The 19,397-nt window shown below is 64.3% G+C and carries 23 protein-coding genes; 4 read left to right on the top strand and 19 right to left on the bottom strand.

The genetic code is table 11. The features are described from left to right. Positions 1 to 11 precede the first annotated feature (11 nt). From V6B08_RS18885 to V6B08_RS18910, 6 genes are read right to left on the bottom strand one after another with little or no spacing between them, the layout of a single operon-like run. Positions 12 to 356 carry a DUF6867 family protein gene (locus V6B08_RS18885; protein ID WP_341983817.1) on the bottom strand — a complete coding sequence of 115 codons (345 nt, stop codon included), beginning with the start codon at positions 354 to 356 and terminating at the stop codon, positions 12 to 14. Beyond that, positions 353 to 1,066 (bottom strand): ABC transporter ATP-binding protein, encoded by a 714-nt coding sequence (locus V6B08_RS18890; protein ID WP_341983819.1) that lies wholly within the window; start codon positions 1,064 to 1,066, stop codon positions 353 to 355. The genes V6B08_RS18885 and V6B08_RS18890 overlap by 4 nt, the downstream gene beginning before the upstream one ends. Next, positions 1,066 to 1,881 carry an ABC transporter ATP-binding protein gene (locus tag V6B08_RS18895; RefSeq protein WP_341983822.1) on the bottom strand — a complete coding sequence of 272 codons (816 nt, stop codon included), beginning with the start codon at positions 1,879 to 1,881 and terminating at the stop codon, positions 1,066 to 1,068. Before V6B08_RS18895 ends, V6B08_RS18890 begins: the two co-directional genes overlap by 1 nt. Next, positions 1,878 to 3,161 (bottom strand): high-affinity branched-chain amino acid ABC transporter permease LivM, encoded by a 1,284-nt coding sequence (livM, locus tag V6B08_RS18900; RefSeq protein WP_341983823.1) that lies wholly within the window; start codon positions 3,159 to 3,161, stop codon positions 1,878 to 1,880. The genes V6B08_RS18895 and livM overlap by 4 nt, the downstream gene beginning before the upstream one ends. After that, a complete protein-coding gene (locus V6B08_RS18905) occupies positions 3,161 to 4,075 on the bottom strand; it encodes an ABC transporter permease subunit (RefSeq protein ID WP_341983825.1) in 915 nt (304 codons plus the stop codon). The genes livM and V6B08_RS18905 overlap by 1 nt, the downstream gene beginning before the upstream one ends. A 23-nt stretch (positions 4,076 to 4,098) precedes the next feature. Next, entirely contained in the window at positions 4,099 to 4,308 is a 210-nt protein-coding gene (locus V6B08_RS18910; RefSeq protein WP_341983827.1) for a DUF6898 family protein, read from the bottom strand. Between the two features lie 212 nt (positions 4,309 to 4,520). Here V6B08_RS18910 and V6B08_RS18915 point away from each other — a divergent pair, with 212 nt between their 5' ends. Next, entirely contained in the window at positions 4,521 to 5,702 is a 1,182-nt protein-coding gene (locus V6B08_RS18915; RefSeq protein WP_341983829.1) for an acyl-CoA dehydrogenase, read from the top strand. Between the two features lie 200 nt (positions 5,703 to 5,902). Then, positions 5,903 to 6,187, top strand: coding sequence for a GIY-YIG nuclease family protein (locus tag V6B08_RS18920; protein ID WP_341983831.1), 285 nt, complete (start codon positions 5,903 to 5,905; stop codon positions 6,185 to 6,187). Between the two features lie 99 nt (positions 6,188 to 6,286). Here V6B08_RS18920 and V6B08_RS18925 read toward each other — a convergent pair whose 3' ends face one another. From V6B08_RS18925 to argS, 13 genes are all read right to left on the bottom strand, one after another. After that, entirely contained in the window at positions 6,287 to 6,904 is a 618-nt protein-coding gene (locus tag V6B08_RS18925; protein ID WP_440588829.1) for a protein-L-isoaspartate(D-aspartate) O-methyltransferase, read from the bottom strand. A 46-nt stretch (positions 6,905 to 6,950) separates the two neighbouring features. Then, on the bottom strand, positions 6,951 to 7,709 hold the full coding sequence (surE, locus tag V6B08_RS18930) for a 5'/3'-nucleotidase SurE (RefSeq protein ID WP_341983835.1): 759 nt from the start codon (positions 7,707 to 7,709) through the stop codon (positions 6,951 to 6,953). Further along, a complete protein-coding gene (gene serS, locus V6B08_RS18935; protein WP_341983837.1) occupies positions 7,706 to 9,106 on the bottom strand; it encodes a serine--tRNA ligase in 1,401 nt (466 codons plus the stop codon). Before serS ends, surE begins: the two co-directional genes overlap by 4 nt. Before the next feature lie 15 nt (positions 9,107 to 9,121). After that, the gene (gene tatC / locus V6B08_RS18940; RefSeq protein WP_341983839.1) at positions 9,122 to 9,991 is read right to left on the bottom strand and encodes a twin-arginine translocase subunit TatC; all 870 of its coding nucleotides are present in this window, start codon (positions 9,989 to 9,991) and stop codon (positions 9,122 to 9,124) included. Beyond that, complete coding sequence (tatB, locus tag V6B08_RS18945) at positions 9,988 to 10,485, bottom strand: Sec-independent protein translocase protein TatB (protein WP_341983841.1); 498 nt, start codon at positions 10,483 to 10,485, stop codon at positions 9,988 to 9,990. The genes tatC and tatB overlap by 4 nt, the downstream gene beginning before the upstream one ends. A 73-nt stretch (positions 10,486 to 10,558) precedes the next feature. Continuing rightward, on the bottom strand, positions 10,559 to 10,813 hold the full coding sequence (locus V6B08_RS18950; protein WP_341983843.1) for a twin-arginine translocase TatA/TatE family subunit: 255 nt from the start codon (positions 10,811 to 10,813) through the stop codon (positions 10,559 to 10,561). Positions 10,814 to 10,934: 121 nt separating this feature from the next. Continuing rightward, positions 10,935 to 11,987, bottom strand: coding sequence for an ABC transporter ATP-binding protein (locus tag V6B08_RS18955; protein WP_341983844.1), 1,053 nt, complete (start codon positions 11,985 to 11,987; stop codon positions 10,935 to 10,937). A gap of 166 nt (positions 11,988 to 12,153) precedes the next feature. Continuing rightward, entirely contained in the window at positions 12,154 to 13,038 is an 885-nt protein-coding gene (scpB, locus tag V6B08_RS18960) for an SMC-Scp complex subunit ScpB (RefSeq protein ID WP_341983846.1), read from the bottom strand. 3 nt (positions 13,039 to 13,041) lie between these two features. Next, the gene (locus V6B08_RS18965; protein WP_341983848.1) at positions 13,042 to 13,911 is read right to left on the bottom strand and encodes a segregation and condensation protein A; all 870 of its coding nucleotides are present in this window, start codon (positions 13,909 to 13,911) and stop codon (positions 13,042 to 13,044) included. A 53-nt stretch (positions 13,912 to 13,964) separates the two neighbouring features. Then, positions 13,965 to 14,657, bottom strand: a complete 693-nt coding sequence (locus V6B08_RS18970) for a site-2 protease family protein (protein WP_341983850.1) — start codon at positions 14,655 to 14,657, stop codon at positions 13,965 to 13,967. 10 nt (positions 14,658 to 14,667) lie between these two features. Beyond that, on the bottom strand, positions 14,668 to 15,651 hold the full coding sequence (nagZ, locus tag V6B08_RS18975) for a beta-N-acetylhexosaminidase (protein WP_341983853.1): 984 nt from the start codon (positions 15,649 to 15,651) through the stop codon (positions 14,668 to 14,670). Positions 15,652 to 15,655: 4 nt separating this feature from the next. After that, positions 15,656 to 16,513, bottom strand: coding sequence for an SPOR domain-containing protein (locus V6B08_RS18980; RefSeq protein ID WP_341983855.1), 858 nt, complete (start codon positions 16,511 to 16,513; stop codon positions 15,656 to 15,658). A gap of 3 nt (positions 16,514 to 16,516) precedes the next feature. After that, positions 16,517 to 18,268, bottom strand: a complete 1,752-nt coding sequence (gene argS / locus V6B08_RS18985; protein ID WP_341983857.1) for an arginine--tRNA ligase — start codon at positions 18,266 to 18,268, stop codon at positions 16,517 to 16,519. 171 nt (positions 18,269 to 18,439) lie between these two features. Between argS and erpA the strand changes: the two genes are divergently transcribed. Both erpA and V6B08_RS18995 read left to right on the top strand, forming a co-directional pair. After that, on the top strand, positions 18,440 to 18,829 hold the full coding sequence (erpA, locus tag V6B08_RS18990) for an iron-sulfur cluster insertion protein ErpA (protein WP_341983859.1): 390 nt from the start codon (positions 18,440 to 18,442) through the stop codon (positions 18,827 to 18,829). 7 nt (positions 18,830 to 18,836) lie between these two features. Continuing rightward, positions 18,837 to 19,397, top strand: a complete 561-nt coding sequence (locus V6B08_RS18995) for a cysteine hydrolase family protein (RefSeq protein ID WP_341983861.1) — start codon at positions 18,837 to 18,839, stop codon at positions 19,395 to 19,397.

A 19,397-nucleotide genomic window follows, 5' to 3' on the forward strand; every position in this document is an offset into this window, starting at 1 on the left:
CCGATAGCAAATCACGATGTTTTATCGCGCCACGCGAATAGCCCGGCCCGTTCATAGAGCCAGGGGTATTGCCGTACCATCATATCGACCCGGGTCAGCCGGAAACCAATACCGGCCAGGGCCAGCAGCACGGCACTTACCGTAAGGAAAGGCAGCAAGGCGCCGAGCTGGCCGCCGAACAGGCCGAAGACCAGGAACCGGTCAGCTAGCGCCAACAAAATGCTGTAAGGCAGGATTTGCCAGGCCGGGCGCCAAGTGGAAGCCACCGCCTGCCCCATCAGGAAGGAACAGCCGCCGACCAGAATCAGGGTGAAGCCGATGAACACCCCGAGCGAGGAACCGAGCAGCGCGGTCATGCGTGCCCTCCTTCGAGATAGGCGGCACGGATCTGTTCGTCCGCCAACAGATCAGCGCCGGAACCGCTCATGGTAATGCTGCCATTCACCAGCACATAGCCGCGATGCGCCAGCCTGAGCGCGTGATAGGCATTCTGTTCCACCAGCAGCACAGTAACGCCATCGCGCTTGTTGATCTCCTCGATGATCGAAAAGATCTGCCGCACCACCAGCGGCGCCAGGCCGAGCGAGGGTTCGTCCAGCAGCAGCAGGCGCGGCCGGCTCATCAGCGCGCGGGCAATCGCCAGCATCTGCTGTTCGCCACCGGAAAGCGTGCCGCCGCGCTGCTCGCTGCGCTCTTTCAGGCGCGGGAACAGGCCATATACGCGTTCCAGGTCGCTGTCGAAATGTGCCGGGTCCGCCGCCACCGCGCCCATGCGCAGATTCTCCAGCACCGTCATGCGCGGGAAGATGCGGCGGCCTTCCGGCGCATGCGCCAGGCCACGCCGCACCAGATCATGCATCGGCACACCGAGCAGGCTTTCGCCCTGCAGCCGGATATCGCCTTTGCGCGGCTTCGGGTTGCCGCAGATGCTCATGAGCAAGGTGGATTTGCCAGCACCATTGGCGCCGATCAGCGCCACGATCTCGCCCTGGCGCACTTCCATGTCGACGCCCTTCAAGGCATGCACGGCGCCATAATAGGTGTGAATGCCGGTGATCGAGAGCATCAGGCGGCCCCCGCTTCTTCAACACCGAAATCCTCGCCGAGATACGCCTTGATCACGATCGGGTCGGACCGCACCTGCTCCGGCGTGCCATCGGCGATCTTCTTGCCGTAATCCAGCACCACAACATGATCGGAAATCTGCATCACCACGCTCATGTCGTGTTCGATCAGCAGCACGCCGCAGCCATGCTGGTCGCGGATGAATTGCAGCAGATTGTTGAGATCGGCGCTTTCGCGCGGATTGAGGCCGGCGGCCGGCTCATCCAGGCAGAGCAGCACCGGCTCGGTGCACATGGCGCGCGCGATCTCAAGCCGGCGCTGGCCGCCATAAGGCAGGCTGCCGGCGGGCATATCGGCCATCTCGGTCAACTGCGTCTGGTGCAGCCAGTAGCGCGCCTGCTCCACCGCAGCCTTCTCGGCCCGGGCATAGCCGCGCCAGCCGAACAGCCCCAGCAGCGTGTAGCCCGAGGCGAGCATCAGCTTGTTGTGCTGGGCCACGATCAGGTTTTCCAGCACCGTCATCTGCGGAAATAAGCGGATATTCTGGAAAGTGCGCGCGACGCGGGCGAGCCTCGGGATGTCATGCCCCTGCATGCGCTCCAGCAGATACTCGGTGCCATCGTTGATCAGGCTGAGGCGGCCGATGGTCGGCTTGTAGAAACCGGCGATGCAGTTGAACACCGTGGTCTTGCCGGCACCATTGGGGCCAATCACGGCGGTGATCTGGCGCGGCTGCGCGGTGAAGGACACATTGTCCACCGCCACCAGTCCGCCGAAGCGCATGGTGAGATGCTCGACTTTCAGGAGGTGGCTCATGGCCCGCCTCCCCCGGCTTTCGCAAGCCGCATGGTCGGCTCGCGATGCGCCAGCAGCCCTTGCGGCCGCCAGACCATGATCAGCACCATGGCGAGGCCGAAAGCGAGCATGCGGAACAGTGAGAATTCGCGCGCCAACTCGGGCAGCAGTGTGAGGAAGGCGGCAGCCAGCACGATGCCGGCCTGACTGCCCATACCGCCCAGCACCACGATGGCCAGGATCACCGCGGATTCGATGAAGGTGAAGCTTTCCGGGCTGATGAAGCCCTGGCGCGTGGCGAAGAAGCTGCCGGCGAAACCGCCAAACATGGCGCCGATGGCAAAGGCGGTCAGCTTGGTGTTGGTCGGGTTGATGCCAAGTGCGCGGCAGGCGATTTCATCCTCGCGCAAGGCTTCCCAGGCGCGGCCCACCGGCAGCTTGCGTATACGCTGGGTGAACAGGTTGGTGAGCAAGGCCAGCGCCAGGATCAGGTAATACAGAAACACGATGCGGTGCGTGGAGGCGAATTCCAGGCCGAACAACTGGTGGAAGGATGTGGTGCCTTCCGGCGGGTTGGCGCTGAACGGGTAGCCGAAGAAGCTCGGGCGCTGGATGCCGGAGATGCCGTTCGGACCGCCGGTAAGCTTTTGCCAGTTCAGCAGCACGATACGGATGATTTCGCCAAAGCCGAGCGTGACGATGGCGAGATAGTCGCCGCGCAGCCGCAGCACGGGGAAGCCGAGTGCGACGCCAAACAGTGCCGCGAACAGGCCGGCGAGCGGCAGGCATTCCCAGAAATTCAGGCCGAAATTCTTTGAGAGCAGCGCATAGGAATAGGCGCCGACGGCATAGAAGGCGACATAGCCGAGATCGAGCAGGCCGGCGAGGCCGACGACGATATTGAGGCCCCAGCCGAGCATGACATAGATCAGCACCACGGTGCCGAGATCGACCACGGTGCGGTCGGCAAAAGGCATCATCGGCAGGATCACGGCAAAGGCGATCAGCGCCGGCATCAGCCAGGTATCAGCCTTGCGGCCCAGCTCCGCCATCCGGTCGCGCTTGCCGGTCTGTATCGTGGCCTGGGCCTGCACCTTGCCGCGCCGCCAGTCGAGCAACGCCATCAGCAGCAAGCGGCCGAGGAAGACGCCGACAGCGGCATAGCCGACCAGATGCCAGCGGGTCTTGATGCCGAGCGGGCCGCCGGTATCGACAGTTTCGAAGCCGAGCAGCGGCAGTGCCAGCACGCCGGCAACCAGGCCGGCGAGGATGGCGTCCTTGAAGCGGGCCTGCAGCGTCATCACACCTTCTCCACTTCCGGCCGGCCGAGCAGACCGGTGGGCCGGAAGATCAGCACGATGACCAGGATCGAGAAGGCCGCGACATCCTTGTACTCGATGCTGAAATAGGCCGACCAGAAGGCCTCGATCAGGCCGATCAGCAGGCCGCCCAGCATGGCGCCGGGCAGGCTGCCGATGCCGCCGAGCACGGCGGCGGTGAAGGCCTTCAGGCCGGCGAGGAAGCCGATATAGAAATCGACCACGCCGTAATACAGCGTCACCATCACGCCGGCGACGGCGGCCAGCACGGCGCCGAGCACGAAGGTGAGCGAAATGGTGCGGTCTGTGTTGACGCCCAGCAGCCCGGCCATCAGACGGTCCTGCTCGGTGGCGCGCTGCGCACGGCCCAGGGGCGTTGCCTGGATCAGCCAGGTGAAGCCGAGCATCAGCGCCACGGTGAGCGCGATGATGATCATCTGCAGGTAGCTCAGGTTGACCGAGAAACCATCGCCATGCAGCAGTTCGACGCCGCCCCGGATCATCGGCTGCAACGGCTTGATCTTGGCGCCTTGCGCGATCTGCACATAGTTCTGCAGGAAGATCGACATGCCGATGGCGGAAATCAGCGGCGCCAGGCGGAAGGAGCCGCGCAATGGCCGGTAGGCAACGCGCTCCACGGTCCAGCCGTAAAGCCCGGTGAGGATCATCGAGGCCGCCAGCACGATGAGCAAAGCCAGCGGCACCCAGGTGATGCCGACCAGGCCGAGGATCGAGAAGGTGATGACGGCGATGAAGGCACCGATCATGTAGATTTCGCCATGGGCGAAATTGATCATGCCGATGATGCCGTAAACCATCGTGTAGCCGATGGCGATGAGGGCGTAGACCGCGCCGAGCGTGACCCCGTTGATCAACTGCTGCAGGAAATATTCCATCGTCCCCCGCCGGTTCCGGCCCGTTATTGTCCCTGCTGTTTCTTGGCCAGGACGAAGCGCAGTTTCTGCGCGGCAAGGCGTTTCATTTCCTCGGTGGAGCGGCGCGGGTCGCCCACCATCGACACTTCCAGGCCGGTAACGGTATCCACCGCCACCACCTTAAGCATCGAACCGACCCGGATGAACTCGACGATTACCTCGTCGCCCGGTCTGCCGCCTTGTGTCCCTGTCATGGCTTCCGTGTTACCATTTTACGCATTGTATCGCTACATTTTCGCACTCTATCCACAGGGTTGGGTTGCGGAAATTTTTGGCGTAAAACCGGGCGTCAACTGTGTGCAGGCGGGCTTTCTTCCCAAGGCTTGAGGCTTGGTATAGGCTTCGCGCCCGCCGGAACCGGCCGAGTCAGAGACAACCTGAAAAGAGTCCCGAGAGGATAGACGCGATGGCCTACACCCTTCCCCCCTTCCAGTGGGATGACCCGCTGCTGCTGGATGCCGAGTTGACTGAGGAAGAGCGCATGGTGCGTGACACCGCGCGCGATTACGCGCAGGCCAAGCTGCTGCCCCGGGTGAAGGAAGCCTTCCGCGAGGAAAAGACCGATCCGGCGATTTTCCGCGAGATGGGCGAACTCGGCCTGCTCGGCTCCACCATCGACGGCTATGGCTGCGCCGGCACCAACTATGTTTCCTACGGCCTGATCGCCCGCGAGGTCGAGCGCGTCGATAGCGGCTACCGCTCGATGATGAGCGTGCAGTCCAGCCTGGTGATGCATCCGATCCATGCCTATGGCACCGAGGAAACGCGCCAGAAATATCTGCCCAAGCTCGCCACCGGCGAATGGATCGGCTGCTTCGGCCTCACCGAGCCGGATGCTGGCTCCGATCCCGGCAGCATGAAGACCCGCGCCGTGAAGGTGCCCGGCGGCTACAAGCTGACCGGCAGCAAGATGTGGATTTCCAACGCGCCGATCGCCGATGTGTTCGTGGTGTGGGCCAAGACCGAGGATGGCATCATCCGCGGCTTCGTGCTCGACAAGGGCATGAAGGGTCTCTCGGCACCGAAGATCCAGGGCAAGATTTCCTTGCGTGCCTCGATCACCGGCGAAATCGTCATGGACGACGTGTTCGTGCCGGACGAGAACTGGCTGCCCAATGTGCAGGGCCTCAAAGGTCCGTTCGGCTGCCTCAACAATGCGCGCTACGGCATTGCCTGGGGTGCCATGGGGTCGGCGGAAGCCTGCTGGCACCATGCGCGGCAGTATACGCTGGACCGCAAGCAGTTCGGCCGTCCGCTCGCCGCGACGCAGTTGGTGCAGTTGAAGCTCGCCAACATGCAGACCGAAATCGCGCTCGGGCTTTCCGCCTGCCTGCGTGTCGGCCGGCTGAAGGATGAAGGCAAGGCGGCACCGGAAATGATTTCGCTGATCAAGCGCAATTCCTGCGGCAAGGCGCTCGAGATCGCCCGTGTCGCCCGCGACATGCATGGCGGCAACGGCATCCACGAGGATTTCCATGTCATCCGCCACATGGTGAACCTGGAAACCGTGAACACCTACGAAGGCACCCACGACGTCCATGCGCTGATCCTTGGCCGCGCAATCACCGGCATCCAGGCGTTTCAGTAAAATCCTGTAAGGCTCGTCATGCCCGGGCTTGACCCGGGCATCTTTAACCAATTGGAGAGAGATCGCCGGGTCAAGCCCGGCGATGACGATTAAGTAAACAATCGTTACGCCCAGGCTTTTTCTTTCGTATGACGAATTCTTTATATTATCGTCATCGCCGGGCTTGACCCGGCGATCTCATGCCGGCCTAGACTCATGTCATGTCGGCCTGGGTCTATATCCTCACCAACAAGCCGGACGGTACGCTCTACATCGGCGTCACCAGCGACATCGCCAAGCGCGCCACCGAGCATCGCGATGGCATCGTGGATGGTTTTTCCAGACGCTATAATCTGAAGCATCTCGTTCATGTCGAGGAACACGCGACGATGCCTCTCGCCATTCAACGTGAGAAAACGCTGAAGCATTGGAGCCGAGCGTGGAAGATCGCCTTGATAGAACAGGCGAACCCGGATTGGCGGGATTTGTATGACGATCTGATCTAACGACGTTTATCGATCGTCATGCCCGGGCTAGACCCGGGCATCTTTACCCAATTGGAGGGAGATGCGCGGATCAAGTCCGCGCATGACGCGGTGGGATACTTAACCCGCCGCTTCCCTGGCGATGCCGGGCAGGAGCGGCACGAAGCGGACCGGCAGCAGGCGCTCCTCGCGCACGGCAAGGCCGTCGCGGGTGTAGCGGATAATGTCCTGCGCTGAATCGGTCTGGCCGACCGGCGCCACCAGGATGCCGCCTTGCGGTGAAAGCTGGTCAATCAGGCTGTCCGGGCGCTTGTCGGCCGCTGCCGTCACCAGGATGCGGTCAAACGGCATCTGTTCGGGCCAGCCCTTGTTGCCGTCGCCAAGCTTGGCGGTGACATTGGTGATACCGAGGTCAGCCAACCGGCGCTCGGCCTGCAGCAGCAGCGAGCGGTAGCGTTCAATCGTATAGACGCGGCGGCAGAGCCGGGTCAGCACGGCGGTCTGGTAGCCTGAGCCGGTGCCGATTTCCAGTACCTTCATGCGGTCGCCAAGCTGCAAGGCCTCGGTCATGAAGGCGACCACATAGGGCTGGCTGATGGTCTGCCCTTGCGTGATCGGCAGCGCGATATTCTCGTAGGCATGTTCCTGGAACTGCGACGGCACGAAGCGGTCGCGCGGCACCCGTTCGATGGCCGAGAGCACGCGGGTATCCTTGATACCCTGGTGCCGCAGCTCCATGATGAGCTGGATGACGCGCGGATCGACCGGCGTTTCCGACACGGCGTCAGCCAAGCGCGGCGCGGAGCGCCTTCAGGCTCGCGCCATGGGTCAGGTTGAGCTGCAGCGGCGTCACCGCGATATAGCCTTCATCGACGCTGCGCAGATCGGTGCCACGCTTCGGCTTGCCGTTCTGGCGGCGGAAGCCAATCCAGTAATACGGCACGTCGCGGGCATCGATGCGGTGATCCAGCACCAGATCGGTCAGATCGCGCTGGCCCTGCATCACCACCTGCACGCCGGCCACCGCATCGGCCACCACATCGGGGAAATTCACGTTGATCAGCACGCCGCGCGGCCAGCCGGTCTTGAGCAGCTTGCGGATCAGGCCCGGCGCATGCTGTTCGCCGGTAGCCCATTTCACCGGATGGCCTGGATTGATCTTCTGGGAAAGCGCGATGCTTGGAATGCCCAGCAACGTGCCTTCCATGGCGGCGGCGACGGTGCCGGAATAGGTCACGTCCTCGCCCAAGTTCGAGCCACGGTTGACGCCGGAGATGATCAGGTCCGGCTTCTTGCCCTTCATGATCTCGTGCACCGCCATCATCACGCAATCGGTCGGCGTGCCGCGCACGGCGAACTTGCGCGCGTTGAGCTTGCGCAGGCGCAGCGGCAGGGTCAGGGTCAGCGAATGCGAGGCGCCGGATTGCTCATAGTCAGGCGCGACAACGGTGATGTCCTTCGACAGCTTCTTCGCGATGGCCTCGGCCACCTTCAGGCCCGGGGCATGGATGCCGTCGTCGTTGGTGACCAGGATGCGCATCATGCGGCCTTTTCGATTTTCTTGAGGCCGCCCATATAGGGAAGCAGGGCGGCGGGAATGCTCACCGAGCCATCGGCCTCCTGGTAATTCTCCAGAACCGCGATCAGGGTGCGGCCCACGGCGAGGCCGGAGCCGTTCAGCGTATGCACGAAGCGAGTCTGCTTCTCACCCGGCGCGCGGCAGCGGGCATTCATGCGCCGCGCCTGCCAGTCGCCACAATTGGAACAGCTCGAAATCTCGCGGTAGCGATCCTGGCCCGGCAGCCAGACCTCGATATCGAAGGTCTTGCGCGCGCCGCTGCCCATATCGCCGGCACAGAGCAGCATGGTGCGGAACGGCAGTTCCAGGCGTTTCAGCACTTCTTCCGCTGCCTGAGTCATGCGCTCATGCTCGGCAACCGAATCCTCCGGCCGGGTAACGCTGACCAGCTCCACCTTCTCGAACTGGTGCTGGCGGATCATGCCACGCGTGTCGCGGCCCGCCGCGCCGGCTTCCGAGCGGAAGCAGGGCGTCAGGGCCGTCAGCCGCCAAGGCAACTGGCTCTCGTCGATGATGGTGTCGCGCGCCAGATTGGTCAGCGGCACTTCGGCCGTCGGGATCAGCCAGTAACGGAAGCGGGGATCATTAAGAAGTGAATCAAAACGAGCTTTCGCGAAATTCATCGCATTAGCATTGCCCGGGATAGTCGCAGCTTCCAGGCTATTATATTCCTGCCTAACGCCCTCTCGGTCTATTGTGCTAAACAAATCATTGCCGAATTTTGGCAATTGCCCGGTGCCATAGGCAGTATCGTCATTCACCAGCAGCGGCACGATGGTTTCGGAATAACCGAATTCCGTCGTGTGCAGGTCCAGCATGAACTGGCCGAGCGCGCGGCTGAGGCGGGCAAGCTGGCCGCGCAGCACCGTGAAGCGGGCGCCGGCCAGCTTGGTGCCGGCATTGAAATCCATCAGGCCGAGGCCCTCGCCGAGATCGAAATGCTCCTTCGGCTTGAAGCTGAAATTCTTTTGCGCGCCAACGCGGCGCAGTTCCTGGTTGTCGTTCTCGTCCTTGCCTGGCGGCACATCCTCAGCCGGCAGGTTAGGCAGAATCTCCAGCTTTTTTTTCAACTCCTTTTCATACGCTTCTTGTTCGGTAAGGCACCAAGTGAGCTGATTTTTTAACTCCGCCACCTCGGCCATCAACTCGGCGGCGCGGGCTTCATCCTTCTTCGCTTTGGCGGCGCCGATTTCCTTCGACAGCGCATTGCGCTTCGCCTGCGTGGTATCGAATTCCGCCTGGGCGGCGCGGCGCTTGGCGTCCAGCGCCACCAGCCCCTCGGCCACTGGCGCCAGACCACGGCGCGCAAGGGCCGCGTCGAAGCCGGCCGGATTGTCGCGGATGGCTTTTATGTCATGCATGGTTTTTACCCGAACTTATGGCGCTGGCGGATTGGCTCCGCCCTCGCCCGTCTCCGCCGGCTTCGGCTTTTCCGCAGCTTCCTCGGCGGCCTTTTCCGCAGCCTCGCGCTTGGCACGGTCGTGCTCGATCCACTTCACCATCCAGATCGAGACTTCGTAAAGCAGGATCAGCGGCACGGCGAGGCCGATCTGGCTGATAATATCCGGCGGCGTGACGATGGCCGCGAAGATGAACATGATGACGATGGCATAGCGCCGCTTCGATGCCAGCCCCGCCGCCGTCAGCAGCCCGACGCGGCCCAGCAGCGTCAGCAGTACCGGCAACTGAAAGGCCAGGCCGAAAGCGAAGATCAGGGTCATCACCAGCGAGAGATATTCGCTGACCTTGGTTTCAAGCTGGATCGGGATCACGCCGTCGCCGCCATGGCCCTCGAAGCCGATGAAGAATTTCAGCGCCAGCGGCATGATGAACCAGTAGACGAAGGCGCCGCCAATGGCGAACAGCACCGGGGTGGCCACCAGGAAGGGCAGAAAGGCCTTCTTCTCGTGCTTGTAGAGGCCGGGCGCCACGAACATCCAGATCTGTGCCGCTATCACCGGGAAAGCGACCACGGCGGCGGCCCAGAAGCCGAGCTTGACATAAGTGAAGAAGGCTTCCTGCGGCGCGGTGAAGATCATGCGCCGGCCTTCGGTGCTACCCATCGCCTCGATCAGCGGGTGCATCAGCAGGGCGTAGATATGCGGCGCGAAATAATAGCAGCCGACAAAGGCGATGAAGATCGAACCAATGGCCCACATCAGCCGGTTGCGCAGCTCGATCAGGTGCTCGAGCAACGGCATGCGGGAGGCTTCTACTTCGTCCTCGGGCTGCTTGGTCTCGCTCACGGCTTGGGTTCTTCCTTGGCCGGCACGCCGGAAACAGCATTGGCCGGAGCAGCGGTATCGGTGGCGGGCGCGGCGGGCACCGGCTCGACGGCGGGCGCTTGCGCTGCTGCCTTGGCGGCATCGGCTTCGGCCAGGCTCACTGCATCGGTTGGCGCCGGCGCTGGCAGCGTGCCATCAGGGGAAACGAGATCGTTGTAGGAGGGCAGCGCGTCGGCGGTCAGGGTCTTTTCCAGGGAGCCGTCGGGATCGACGGTTTTCTTGATCTCGTTTTCGAGCGAGAAATCCGTCACCTGCTTGGCCGATTTGCGCAATTCGTCCAGTTCGGACTCACGCACCATGTCGTCGATGCCGGACTGGAATTCGCGCGCCATCGAGCGCGCCTTGGAGGTCCACTGACCCACCGTGCGCAACACCTTCGGCAGGTCCTTCGGGCCGATCACGACCAGCGCGACCACCGCGATAACCCCCAACTCGGACCAGGCAATGTCGAACATCGCCGACGCCTTTTTAATGACGAGGCCGGGCGCCCGTATTCCAGGCGCGCCGGCCGGTTAGAACATCAACGGCTCAGTGCTGCGCCGTCTTCTCGCTGGTGGCACCGGCAGTCGTGGTGGTGCCCGAGGCGGGGGCCTGCTGCTGGATCACACCGGCATCCTTCGCCGGCTCCTTGGCCTCTTCCGGCTCTTCCTTCATGCCCTTGCGGAAATTCTTGATCCCCGAGGCCAGGTCACCCGCCACCTTCGGCAGCTTGCCAGCGCCGAACAGGATCAGAATAACCACCAGAACCAGCAGCCAGTGCCAAATGCTGAACGAACCCATCATCTTTCTCCCTGAAGCGGCCTAACCGGCGGTTTCCGAGGCCGTTTCCATGTCGCCTCGCACTATGGCAGATAATACCCCGCCAAGGCAATTCACAGGGGCCCGTCTAACTGACGGGAAAGTACTAACTGCTTGGAAAGATATGGCAAGCCGCCTTATCCAGGGTCAGCCGCAGGCGGCTGCCGGCTTCGGGCAGCGGTCCCGGCGCCAGACGGGCAACCAGATGCGTCTCCCCTGCCCCGTTCAGTTGCACCTCCACCCGGCGATAGGGGCCCAGCGAACGGGCGCGCAGCACGCGGCAATCCAGGTCCGCGCCCCCCAGTTCGGCGCTATTCTGGACGGCCAACGCCTCGGGCCGGAATACCAGCAAAGCCTCGGTGCCATCGGCCAGATGCGGCGCGGGGAAAGTGCCAAACGGTGTATCGAGCCGGCCAGCCTGCACCCGGCCTTTGATTTCGTTGGTTTCCGAGAGGAACCGGGCGGCAAAAAGCGATTGCGGCTGGCCATAGACGCCTTCCGGGCTGTCCACCTGCACCAGCCTGCCGGCCTGCATGATGCCGATCCGGTCCGCCATGCGCATGGCTTCCTCGGGATCGTGGGTCACCAGCAGGGTCGGCGTGCCCGCCTGTTTCAGGATCGCCACGGTATCGTCGCGGATCTGGTCGCGCAGCCGGTTGTCCAGGCTGGAGAACGGCTCGTCCAGCAGCATCACCGCCGGTTCCGGGGCGAGCGCGCGGGCCAGGGCCACGCGCTGCTGTTCGCCGCCGGAGAGCCGGTGCGGAAAAACGTCGAGATGGGCGGTCAGGCCAACCCGGCCGGCCCAGAGTTCGGCGCGCTGGCGGCGTTCCGCCGCGCCAAGTTGAGACAGGCCGAAGGCGATATTGTCGGCGACACTGAGATGCGGGAACAGCGCGTGATCCTGGAACACCATGCCGACATGGCGGGCCTCGGTCGGCAGGTTCAGCCCCGGCCCGGCCACGCGCCTGCCGCTGATCGAAACCTCGCCCTGCTGCAAATCCTCCAGGCCCGCCGCGATGCGCAGCGTGGTGGATTTGCCGCAACCCGATGGCCCCAGCAGACAGAAAATCTCGCCCGCGCCGATGGCCAGCGCCACATGGTCGACCGCAAGCCGGTCGCCATAACGGTGGCTGACATCGCGGAGGATGAGATCAGGCATGGAAGTATCCCAACCCAGGAATCGTCATGCCCGCACTTGATGCGGGCATCTCGGGCCGATGCTGGAAACAGCCCCCCGGATCACTGTAAGCGCACGAACGCCAACGGCGTTCGTGGGCGCACAGGCCCGAAGGGCTCCGGCGGGGGTGACGAGATGTGTCTTGGCCTCAGGCATTCCGCTGCGGGTCTTCCGCAGGCGCGGCTTCTTCTTCGACAGCAGCCTCGGCCGCTTTTTCCGCGTCTGCCGGATCGGGCATCAGCGGCTCGAGAAATTCGCGGCCGTCATCATCCTCGCCCAGCGGGTCGACCGGGCTGTCATCGATGGCCTCGCCCGGCATCGGCAGGCCGCCGCTGGCCGGGATGGTTTCCAGCAGGCCGGAGGCGCGCAATTCTTCCAGACCCGGCAGGCTGTCGATGCTGTCGAGCGCGAAATGCACCAGGAATTCGTCGGTGGTGGCATAGGTGACCGGGCGGCCCGGCACGCGGCGGCGACCGCTGATCTTCACCCAGCCGGCCTCGATCAGCACGTCCAGCGTACCCTTGGAAAGGCCGACGCCACGGATATCCTCGATCTCGGCGCGGGTCACCGGCTGGTGATAGGCGACGATGGAGAGCGTCTCGGTGGCGGCACGCGACAGCTTGCGCGTCACTTCGCGGTGATGCTCCAGCATATGCTTGAGGTCCGGCGCCGTGGTGAAGGCCCAGCGGCCGGCAAGATGCTTCAGGATCACGCCGCGCTGACGGTACTGGTCTTCCAGCGCCGCCAGGATCGCCTTCACACGGGCATTCTTAGGCAACCGCTTGCGCAAGGACGCTTCGTCCAGCGGCTCGGCGGCGGCAAACAGCAGCGCCTCCACCATACGGACCTGCTGCGCGAACTCGGCTTCGGCATCACCCGGTTCAGGCGCGGCCTCGCCTTCGCCCTCAGCGTCTTCAGCCTCGGACTCGTCAGCACCCGCCGGCGCGGTGTCTTCCTCGAAAGCCTCAGCCATGTCGCGGCCTTCGTTCTCAGCCTGCTGGCCCTGGGTCTCTTCCTGCTGATCGGACTGCATCGCTTACTCTTCCTGCTGCGCCGGAGCAGGCTCCGGGCCATTGTCCTGAACCACGCCGGTCTGGCGGCGAATGTAGATCGGGCCGAAACTCTGCACCTGGCGCAATTCGATCAGGCCCTGCTTCGCCATTTCGAGGCTGGCATTGAAGGTGGAGGCCAGCGCCGAACGCACGGTGAAGGGATCGGTAAGATCGGGCGGCAGGAAAGCCTGCAGGGTCGCCCAGTCGGGAATGGCGCCGATCATATTGCGCAGGCGGGTCAGCGCCTCTTCCACCGAAATCACCTGGCGCCGCGCCATGCGCATGGTCAGCGCCTCGGTGCTGCCACGGCTGGAGCGGAATTCGCCATAGGCCTTGAGCAGGTCGAACAGCGAGGCGGTGAAGATCGACTTGCGGATGACCCGCACGCCTTCCGGCATGCCGCGCAGGAACATCGACAGGCCGACCTGATCGCGGCCCATGAGCTGTTCCGACACCTGCCGCATGGCTTCCAGCTTGCGGAGCTGCAATTGCAGCCGCTCGGCCAGTTCCTCGCCGCTCGGCTCGCCCGGCTTGTCCTTCTCCGGCAGCAGCAGGCGCGATTTGAGATAGGCCAGCCAGGCGGCCATCACCAGGTAATCGGCGGCCAGTTCCAGGCGGCTCTTGCGCGCCTCGGCCACAAAAACCAGGTACTGCTCTGCCAGTTGCAGAATGGAGATGCGGCGGAGATCGACCTTTTGCTCGCGCGCCAGGGTTAGCAGCACGTCCAGCGGCCCCTCGAAACCGTCCAGCTCGAGCACAAGCTGCTGCGCCAGGGATACCGGCTCGGCCAGGCCATCCCGGGTCGGCGCCTCGAAACTGTCGGCGGGGGTGGAAGCGGTCTCGGTCTCGGTCACTGAAGCTCGCGAATCTCTAGATTCCGGGCGCCGCCCGGACGGGATGGATTGCTCTAGCCGCTGTGGCCCGCCAAAACAAGCAGGATATCCTGCAAACCGCTCACCAGCGGCCAAAGTACCTCGCCCAGCGGATTGAACTCATAGCCTAAGGTCCGGGCCGCAAGCGGCACTGCCAGCAGGGAAATCAGTAGAATGACCATGCCATAGGGTTCCAGCCGGGCGAGTGGCCGGGCCAAGGGCAGCGGCAGCCAGCCGACCGCCACCCGGCCACCATCCAGCGGCGGCAGAGGCATCATGTTAAATACGAACAGTATCAGGTTGATCAGAATGGCATTTTCTAGATTCATGGCGAGCCATCCACCGGTCATGCCGCCGACATGCGGAAGCAGATGAAACAGCAGCATGGCGCCAAAGGCCTGCAGCAGATTCACCCCTGGCCCGGCAATGGCGACCAGGGCCATGTCGCGGCGCGGGTTGGGCAGCCGCCAGAAATCCACCGGCACCGGCTTGGCCCAGCCGAACAGGAACGGTGCCTTGAACAGCAGCAAGGCGCCCGGCACCAGCACGGTGCCGACCGGATCGATATGGCGCAGGGGATTGAAGCTGACCCGACCGAGCCGTTTCGCGGTGTCGTCGCCCAGCTTCCAGGCCGCCCAGCCATGGGCAGCTTCATGCAGGGTGATGGCGAACAGCGCCGGCAGGATCCAGGCCGAGGCCTCGATCAGAAAACTGGTAATGGACTCCATGCGCCCAAACTTAGGCCCTGGCGGCGCGGGGTAAAGCCTCCGGGCGGCGCTTTTGCGTGGCGGCGTGGTGGATGCGGCGAGCGGCTTCCGGGCTCATCGCCGGCAAGGCCGGCAACAGGCCAACCATCTCGTCATGCTTGCCCGAGCAATGCAGCACCAGATCACAGCCAGCATTGAGCGAAGCTTTGGCCAGATCCGCCAGGCTGCCGCTCAGCGCCTTCATGGTCAGGTCGTCAGAGATCAGCACGCCATCGAAGCCGATATGGCCCCGGATGACGTCGCGGATCACGGTCGGAGAGATGGTCGCCGGCAGCGCCTTGTCATAGGCCGTGTAGACGATATGCGCGGTCATCGCCCAGGGCGCATGTTTCAGCGCCAGGAAGGGCTGGAAGTCGCTCTGCTCCAGCGTCGCGCGGTCGGCTTCCACCACCGGCAATTCCAGATGGCTGTCGGAACGCGCGCGGCCATGGCCGGGAATATGCTTCACCACCGGCAGCACGCCGGCATCGATCAGGCCCTGCATCGTCGCCTCGGCCAGCGCCGCCACAACATCTGGCGTGAAGCCATAGGCGCGGTCGCCGATCACATCATGGGCACCAGTCACCGGCAGATCGGCGACGGGCGCGCAATCGACATCGATACCAAGCGCGAAGAGTTCGGCACCGATGGCGCGGGCATTCTCATAGGCCGCCTGCCTCGCGCCCTGCGGATCACTGGCGAATTGCTTGCCGAATTGCGCTGCCGGCGGGAATACCGGCCAATGCGGCGGCTTCAGCCGGGCAACGCGGCCGCCTTCCTGGTCGATCAGCACTGGCGCATCGGGATTGCCGACGGCGGCGCGGAAACTCTCAACCAGGGCGCGGAGCTGCGCCGGATTGTCGATGTTGCGCGCGAACACGATGAAGCCATAGGGCTTGTGCCTGGCGAACAGGGCCTGTTCCTCGGCAGTGAGCGTGGTGCCGGCACAGCCGACGACCACAGGCGCGAAGCGCATGAGGTCAGCGGGCGACAACGATGCACCCCTGCTTCTGCGCCGAAAGCTTTTCGCACAAGGCTTGCGCGGCGGCGCGGTCGCGCAGCGGGCCGGCCTGCACACGGAAGAACACGCCCTTGCCCGGAATGTCGACACGCTCGTAGCTGGCCGAGAGGCCGCCGAGTTCGCCGGGGAATTTCTTCTGCAGCGCGGCCCAGGTGGATTGCGCCTGGGCCTGTTCCGGCAGCGAGGCAAGCTGCACACGCGCCGACCCACCGCCGGCGGCGGGTGCGGCTGGCGTAGCCGAGGGCGCTGCCGGTGTCGCAGCCGGGCGTGCCGGCTGCTGCGGCTGGGCCGGCGCGGTGGGCGCGGCGGCGGTGCGCGGCGCCGTGGTGGCGGTTGGCGCGTTGGTCTGATTGGGCGGCGTCTGGTTCGGCACGGCGGTGCCAACCGGGCGGGTCGGCACGGTGACGCTGGCGCCGGCGGGCGCGCTGCCGGCGGGCGCCGGGGTAACGGTGGGCGCATTCGCCGTCGGGCGTTCCGGCGGCGGCAGCAGTTTCTCCGTCTGCTGCTGTGCATTGCCGGAATTGTTGCCGAGCCGCTCGTAGATCTGCTTGTCCTGGTTTGGCACCTGCATGCCGCCGGGATTTTCCGGCGCCACCTTGGACGGCGACTGATCGGCACGCACCAGCGGCGGCGCGCCCGAGGCCCCCCGCTTCACACCCTGGTCATAGGCGAACCAGATGCCGACGCCGAAAGCCGCAACCGCGCCAAGCGCGATGCCGGCAGTGATCATGCGCTTGGCGCTGCCGGGACCGCCCGCCGCAGCGGCAGGGGTGTTGGGAACCGGGCGCGAGCCCCGGTCAGTGCGCAGATCGCTCATGCTCTACCTCATCTCCTCAACCGGCGTGACGCCCATCACCGCAAGGCCAGAAGCAATAACGATTGCCACCGCACGGATCAGCGCCAGGCGGGCGCGGGTCAGTTCCAGGTCTTCCGCAATCAAGAAACGTGCCGTCACGTCATCGCGGCCGACATTCCACAACCCGTGGAACGCCGCCGCCACATCCTGCAGGAAAAACGCCACGCGGTGCGGCTCATGCGCTTCAGCAGCACTTTCCACCAGGCGCGGCCAGTTGGCCAGCAGCTTGAGCAGGGCGAGTTCCGCCTCATGGCTCAGCCGCTTCATGTCGCCGCCGCTCAGCGACGCATCGTCGGTGGCAATGGTGGGAACTTCCGTACGTGCATTGCGCAGCACCGAACAGATGCGGGCATGGGCGTATTGCACATAGAAGACCGGATTGTCCTTGGATTGCTCGGTCACTTTCTTGAAGTCGAAATCGAGCTGGGCGTCGTTCTTGCGCGTCAGCATGATGAAGCGGACCACGTCCTTGCCCACTTCATCCACCACGTCGCGCAGCGTGACGAAAGTGCCGGCCCGCTTGCTCATGCGCACCGGCTGGCCATCATCGAGCAGGTTGACCATCTGCACCAGCTTGATGTCCAACTCTCCCTCGCCCATGGACATCGCCTTCACGGCGGCCTTCATGCGCTTGACATAGCCGCCATGGTCGGCGCCCCAGACATCGATCATCTGCTTGAAGCCACGGCGATACTTGTCGTCGTGATAGGCGATGTCGGCGCCGAAATAGGTCCAGGAACCGTCCGACTTCTTCAGCGGCCGGTCGATGTCGTCGCCGAATTCGGTGGCCTTGAACAAGGCCTGCGGCCGCGCTTCCCAATCCTCGGGCAGCTTGCCCTTGGGCGGTTCCAGCACGCCGGTATAAATCAGGTCGCGCTGCTGCAGGCGGTCGAAAGCCTGCTGCACCAGGCCATCCTCATGCAGCTTGCGCTCGGAGGTGAAAGTGGCATGCCGGATATTCAGCGCCGCGAGATCCTCGCGGATCATCGCCATCATGGCGTCGGTGGCGGCAAGGCGGAAAGCCTGCAGCCAGTCGGCTTCCGGCGCATCGCGGAATTTGTCGCCATACTGCTTGGCCAGCGCTGCGCCCACCGGCTTGAGATAGTCGCCGGGATAGAGCCCTTCCGGAATCTCGATGCTTTCGCCCAAGGCCTCGCGGTAGCGCAGATGGGCGGAGCGCGCCAGCACATCCACCTGGGCGCCGGCATCGTTGATGTAGTATTCGCGGCAGACCATGTAGCCGGCCTTTTCCAGCAAGGCGGCCAATGCGTCGCCGAACACGGCACCACGGCAATGGCCGACATGCATCGGGCCGGTCGGGTTGGCCGAGACATATTCCACATTCACCGGCTCGCCCCGGCCCAACTGGCTGTCGCCATAGCCGGTGCCGGCCTTGAGGATCACGGCGGCCTGGGCCTGCCAATGGGCAGGGTCGAGGCGCAGGTTGATGAAGCCGGGGCCGGCGATCTCGACGGCGGTGACGGATGGCAGGGCGGCCAACAGCGGCTGCAGCTTCTCGGCCAGGGCGCGCGGGTTCAGCTTGGCCGGCTTGGCCAGCACCATGGCGGCATTGGTGGCAAGGTCGCCATGGCTGGGGTCGCGCGGCGGCTCAACCGTGACGGCCTGCAACGGCAGCCCCTCAGGGAGCACCTGCTGGGCGGCAAGCTGCTGCACGGCATCCAGGACGGCGCGGCGGAAATCGGCAAAAACGTTCATTTATTCCAAGGCTCAAGGGTTACGAATCGCGGAGGCGGACACTATAGGCCGAGGCCGGGCGTGGCAACGCCGGCTCCGGCCCGGGATACCGCAAATTGACATCCGCGAGAAACTCCCTAAATACTGGACTTGCAAGGGTAAAGCCTTGGTAAACCGGAGATGAATAGGCCGATGGACGCGCAAGTGCAGGAACTCGCAGGCGGAACCGCCCCCCAGGTGGCAACGCCAGGGGCGCTCCCGGTGACGCTTTCGGCCAATGCGGCCAAGCGGATCCGCACTATTGTCGAGGCCGAGGCCAATCCGGCGCTGAAGCTGCGCGTGTCGGTTTCCGGCGGCGGCTGCTCCGGCTTCCAGTACGGCTTTACGCTGGACGACGCCGTGACCGGCGACGACCTGCTCATCGAGCGCGATGGCGCCACCCTGGTGCTGGACCAGATTTCCGCCGATTACATGCGCGGCTCGGAAATCGACTTCGTGGAAGACCTTTCCGGCGCCGGCTTCCAGATCCGCAACCCGCTGGCCACTTCGAGCTGCGGCTGCGGCAATTCCTTCGCCGTCTGATCCTGGCGTGACCGCGCCGGCCCTGCTGGTTATCGACCTGCAGCACGCTATCGACGCGCCCTATCACGCAGCCGACGGCCCGCGCAACAATCCCCAGGCCGAAGCCAATATCGCCGCCCTGCTCGCCGCCTGGCGTGGCCAGGGCTGGCCGGTGATCCATGTGAAGCATGACAGCGTGCATGCCCATTCCGCCTACCGGCCCGGCCAGAAGGGCAACGACTTCAAGCCGGAAGCCCTGCCGCTGCCCGGCGAGACCGTGATCGCCAAGCAAGTCAACTCCGCCTTCATCGGCACCGGCCTGGAAGCCCATTTGCGCCAGCACGGTATCGCTGCCCTGGTGGTGGCCGGCGTTGTCACCAACAATTCGGTGGAAGCCACCGTGCGCATGGCCGGCAATCTCGGCTTCGATACCGCCCTGGTGCAGGATGCCTGCTTCTGCTTCGCCAAGCGCGACCATGTCGGGCGGCTGCGCTCGGCGGACGAAGTCCATGCCATGTCGCTGGCGAACATGGACGGTGAATATTGTACCATCCGCGACACGGCGGCGATTCTGGCCGCCCTGCCCTAA

This window comes from Ferrovibrio sp. MS7 (genome assembly GCF_038404985.1).
Lineage (GTDB): Bacteria > Pseudomonadota > Alphaproteobacteria > Ferrovibrionales > Ferrovibrionaceae > Ferrovibrio > Ferrovibrio plantarum.

What these genes read in the sequence shown, in the direction of transcription:
- V6B08_RS18915 (WP_341983829.1), top strand. Translation starts at nt 4,521, where the DNA reads ATGGCCTACACCCTTCCCCCCTTCCAGTGGGATGACCCGCTGCTGCTG.
- V6B08_RS18950 (WP_341983843.1), bottom strand. Translation starts at nt 10,813, where the DNA reads ATGATGGGTTCGTTCAGCATTTGGCACTGGCTGCTGGTTCTGGTGGTT.
- V6B08_RS18955 (WP_341983844.1), bottom strand. Translation starts at nt 11,987, where the DNA reads ATGCCTGATCTCATCCTCCGCGATGTCAGCCACCGTTATGGCGACCGG.
- V6B08_RS18920 (WP_341983831.1), top strand. Translation starts at nt 5,903, where the DNA reads ATGTCGGCCTGGGTCTATATCCTCACCAACAAGCCGGACGGTACGCTC.
- argS (WP_341983857.1), bottom strand. Translation starts at nt 18,268, where the DNA reads ATGAACGTTTTTGCCGATTTCCGCCGCGCCGTCCTGGATGCCGTGCAG.
- V6B08_RS18905 (WP_341983825.1), bottom strand. Translation starts at nt 4,075, where the DNA reads ATGGAATATTTCCTGCAGCAGTTGATCAACGGGGTCACGCTCGGCGCG.
- erpA (WP_341983859.1), top strand. Translation starts at nt 18,440, where the DNA reads ATGGACGCGCAAGTGCAGGAACTCGCAGGCGGAACCGCCCCCCAGGTG.
- scpB (WP_341983846.1), bottom strand. Translation starts at nt 13,038, where the DNA reads ATGCAGTCCGATCAGCAGGAAGAGACCCAGGGCCAGCAGGCTGAGAAC.
- surE (WP_341983835.1), bottom strand. Translation starts at nt 7,709, where the DNA reads ATGATGCGCATCCTGGTCACCAACGACGACGGCATCCATGCCCCGGGC.
- nagZ (WP_341983853.1), bottom strand. Translation starts at nt 15,651, where the DNA reads ATGCGCTTCGCGCCTGTGGTCGTCGGCTGTGCCGGCACCACGCTCACT.
- V6B08_RS18885 (WP_341983817.1), bottom strand. Translation starts at nt 356, where the DNA reads ATGACCGCGCTGCTCGGTTCCTCGCTCGGGGTGTTCATCGGCTTCACC.
- V6B08_RS18895 (WP_341983822.1), bottom strand. Translation starts at nt 1,881, where the DNA reads ATGAGCCACCTCCTGAAAGTCGAGCATCTCACCATGCGCTTCGGCGGA.
- V6B08_RS18970 (WP_341983850.1), bottom strand. Translation starts at nt 14,657, where the DNA reads ATGGAGTCCATTACCAGTTTTCTGATCGAGGCCTCGGCCTGGATCCTG.
- tatB (WP_341983841.1), bottom strand. Translation starts at nt 10,485, where the DNA reads ATGTTCGACATTGCCTGGTCCGAGTTGGGGGTTATCGCGGTGGTCGCG.
- V6B08_RS18890 (WP_341983819.1), bottom strand. Translation starts at nt 1,066, where the DNA reads ATGCTCTCGATCACCGGCATTCACACCTATTATGGCGCCGTGCATGCC.
- livM (WP_341983823.1), bottom strand. Translation starts at nt 3,161, where the DNA reads ATGACGCTGCAGGCCCGCTTCAAGGACGCCATCCTCGCCGGCCTGGTT.
- V6B08_RS18925 (WP_440588829.1), bottom strand. Translation starts at nt 6,904, where the DNA reads ATGGAGCTGCGGCACCAGGGTATCAAGGATACCCGCGTGCTCTCGGCC.
- V6B08_RS18910 (WP_341983827.1), bottom strand. Translation starts at nt 4,308, where the DNA reads ATGACAGGGACACAAGGCGGCAGACCGGGCGACGAGGTAATCGTCGAG.
- serS (WP_341983837.1), bottom strand. Translation starts at nt 9,106, where the DNA reads ATGCATGACATAAAAGCCATCCGCGACAATCCGGCCGGCTTCGACGCG.
- V6B08_RS18980 (WP_341983855.1), bottom strand. Translation starts at nt 16,513, where the DNA reads ATGAGCGATCTGCGCACTGACCGGGGCTCGCGCCCGGTTCCCAACACC.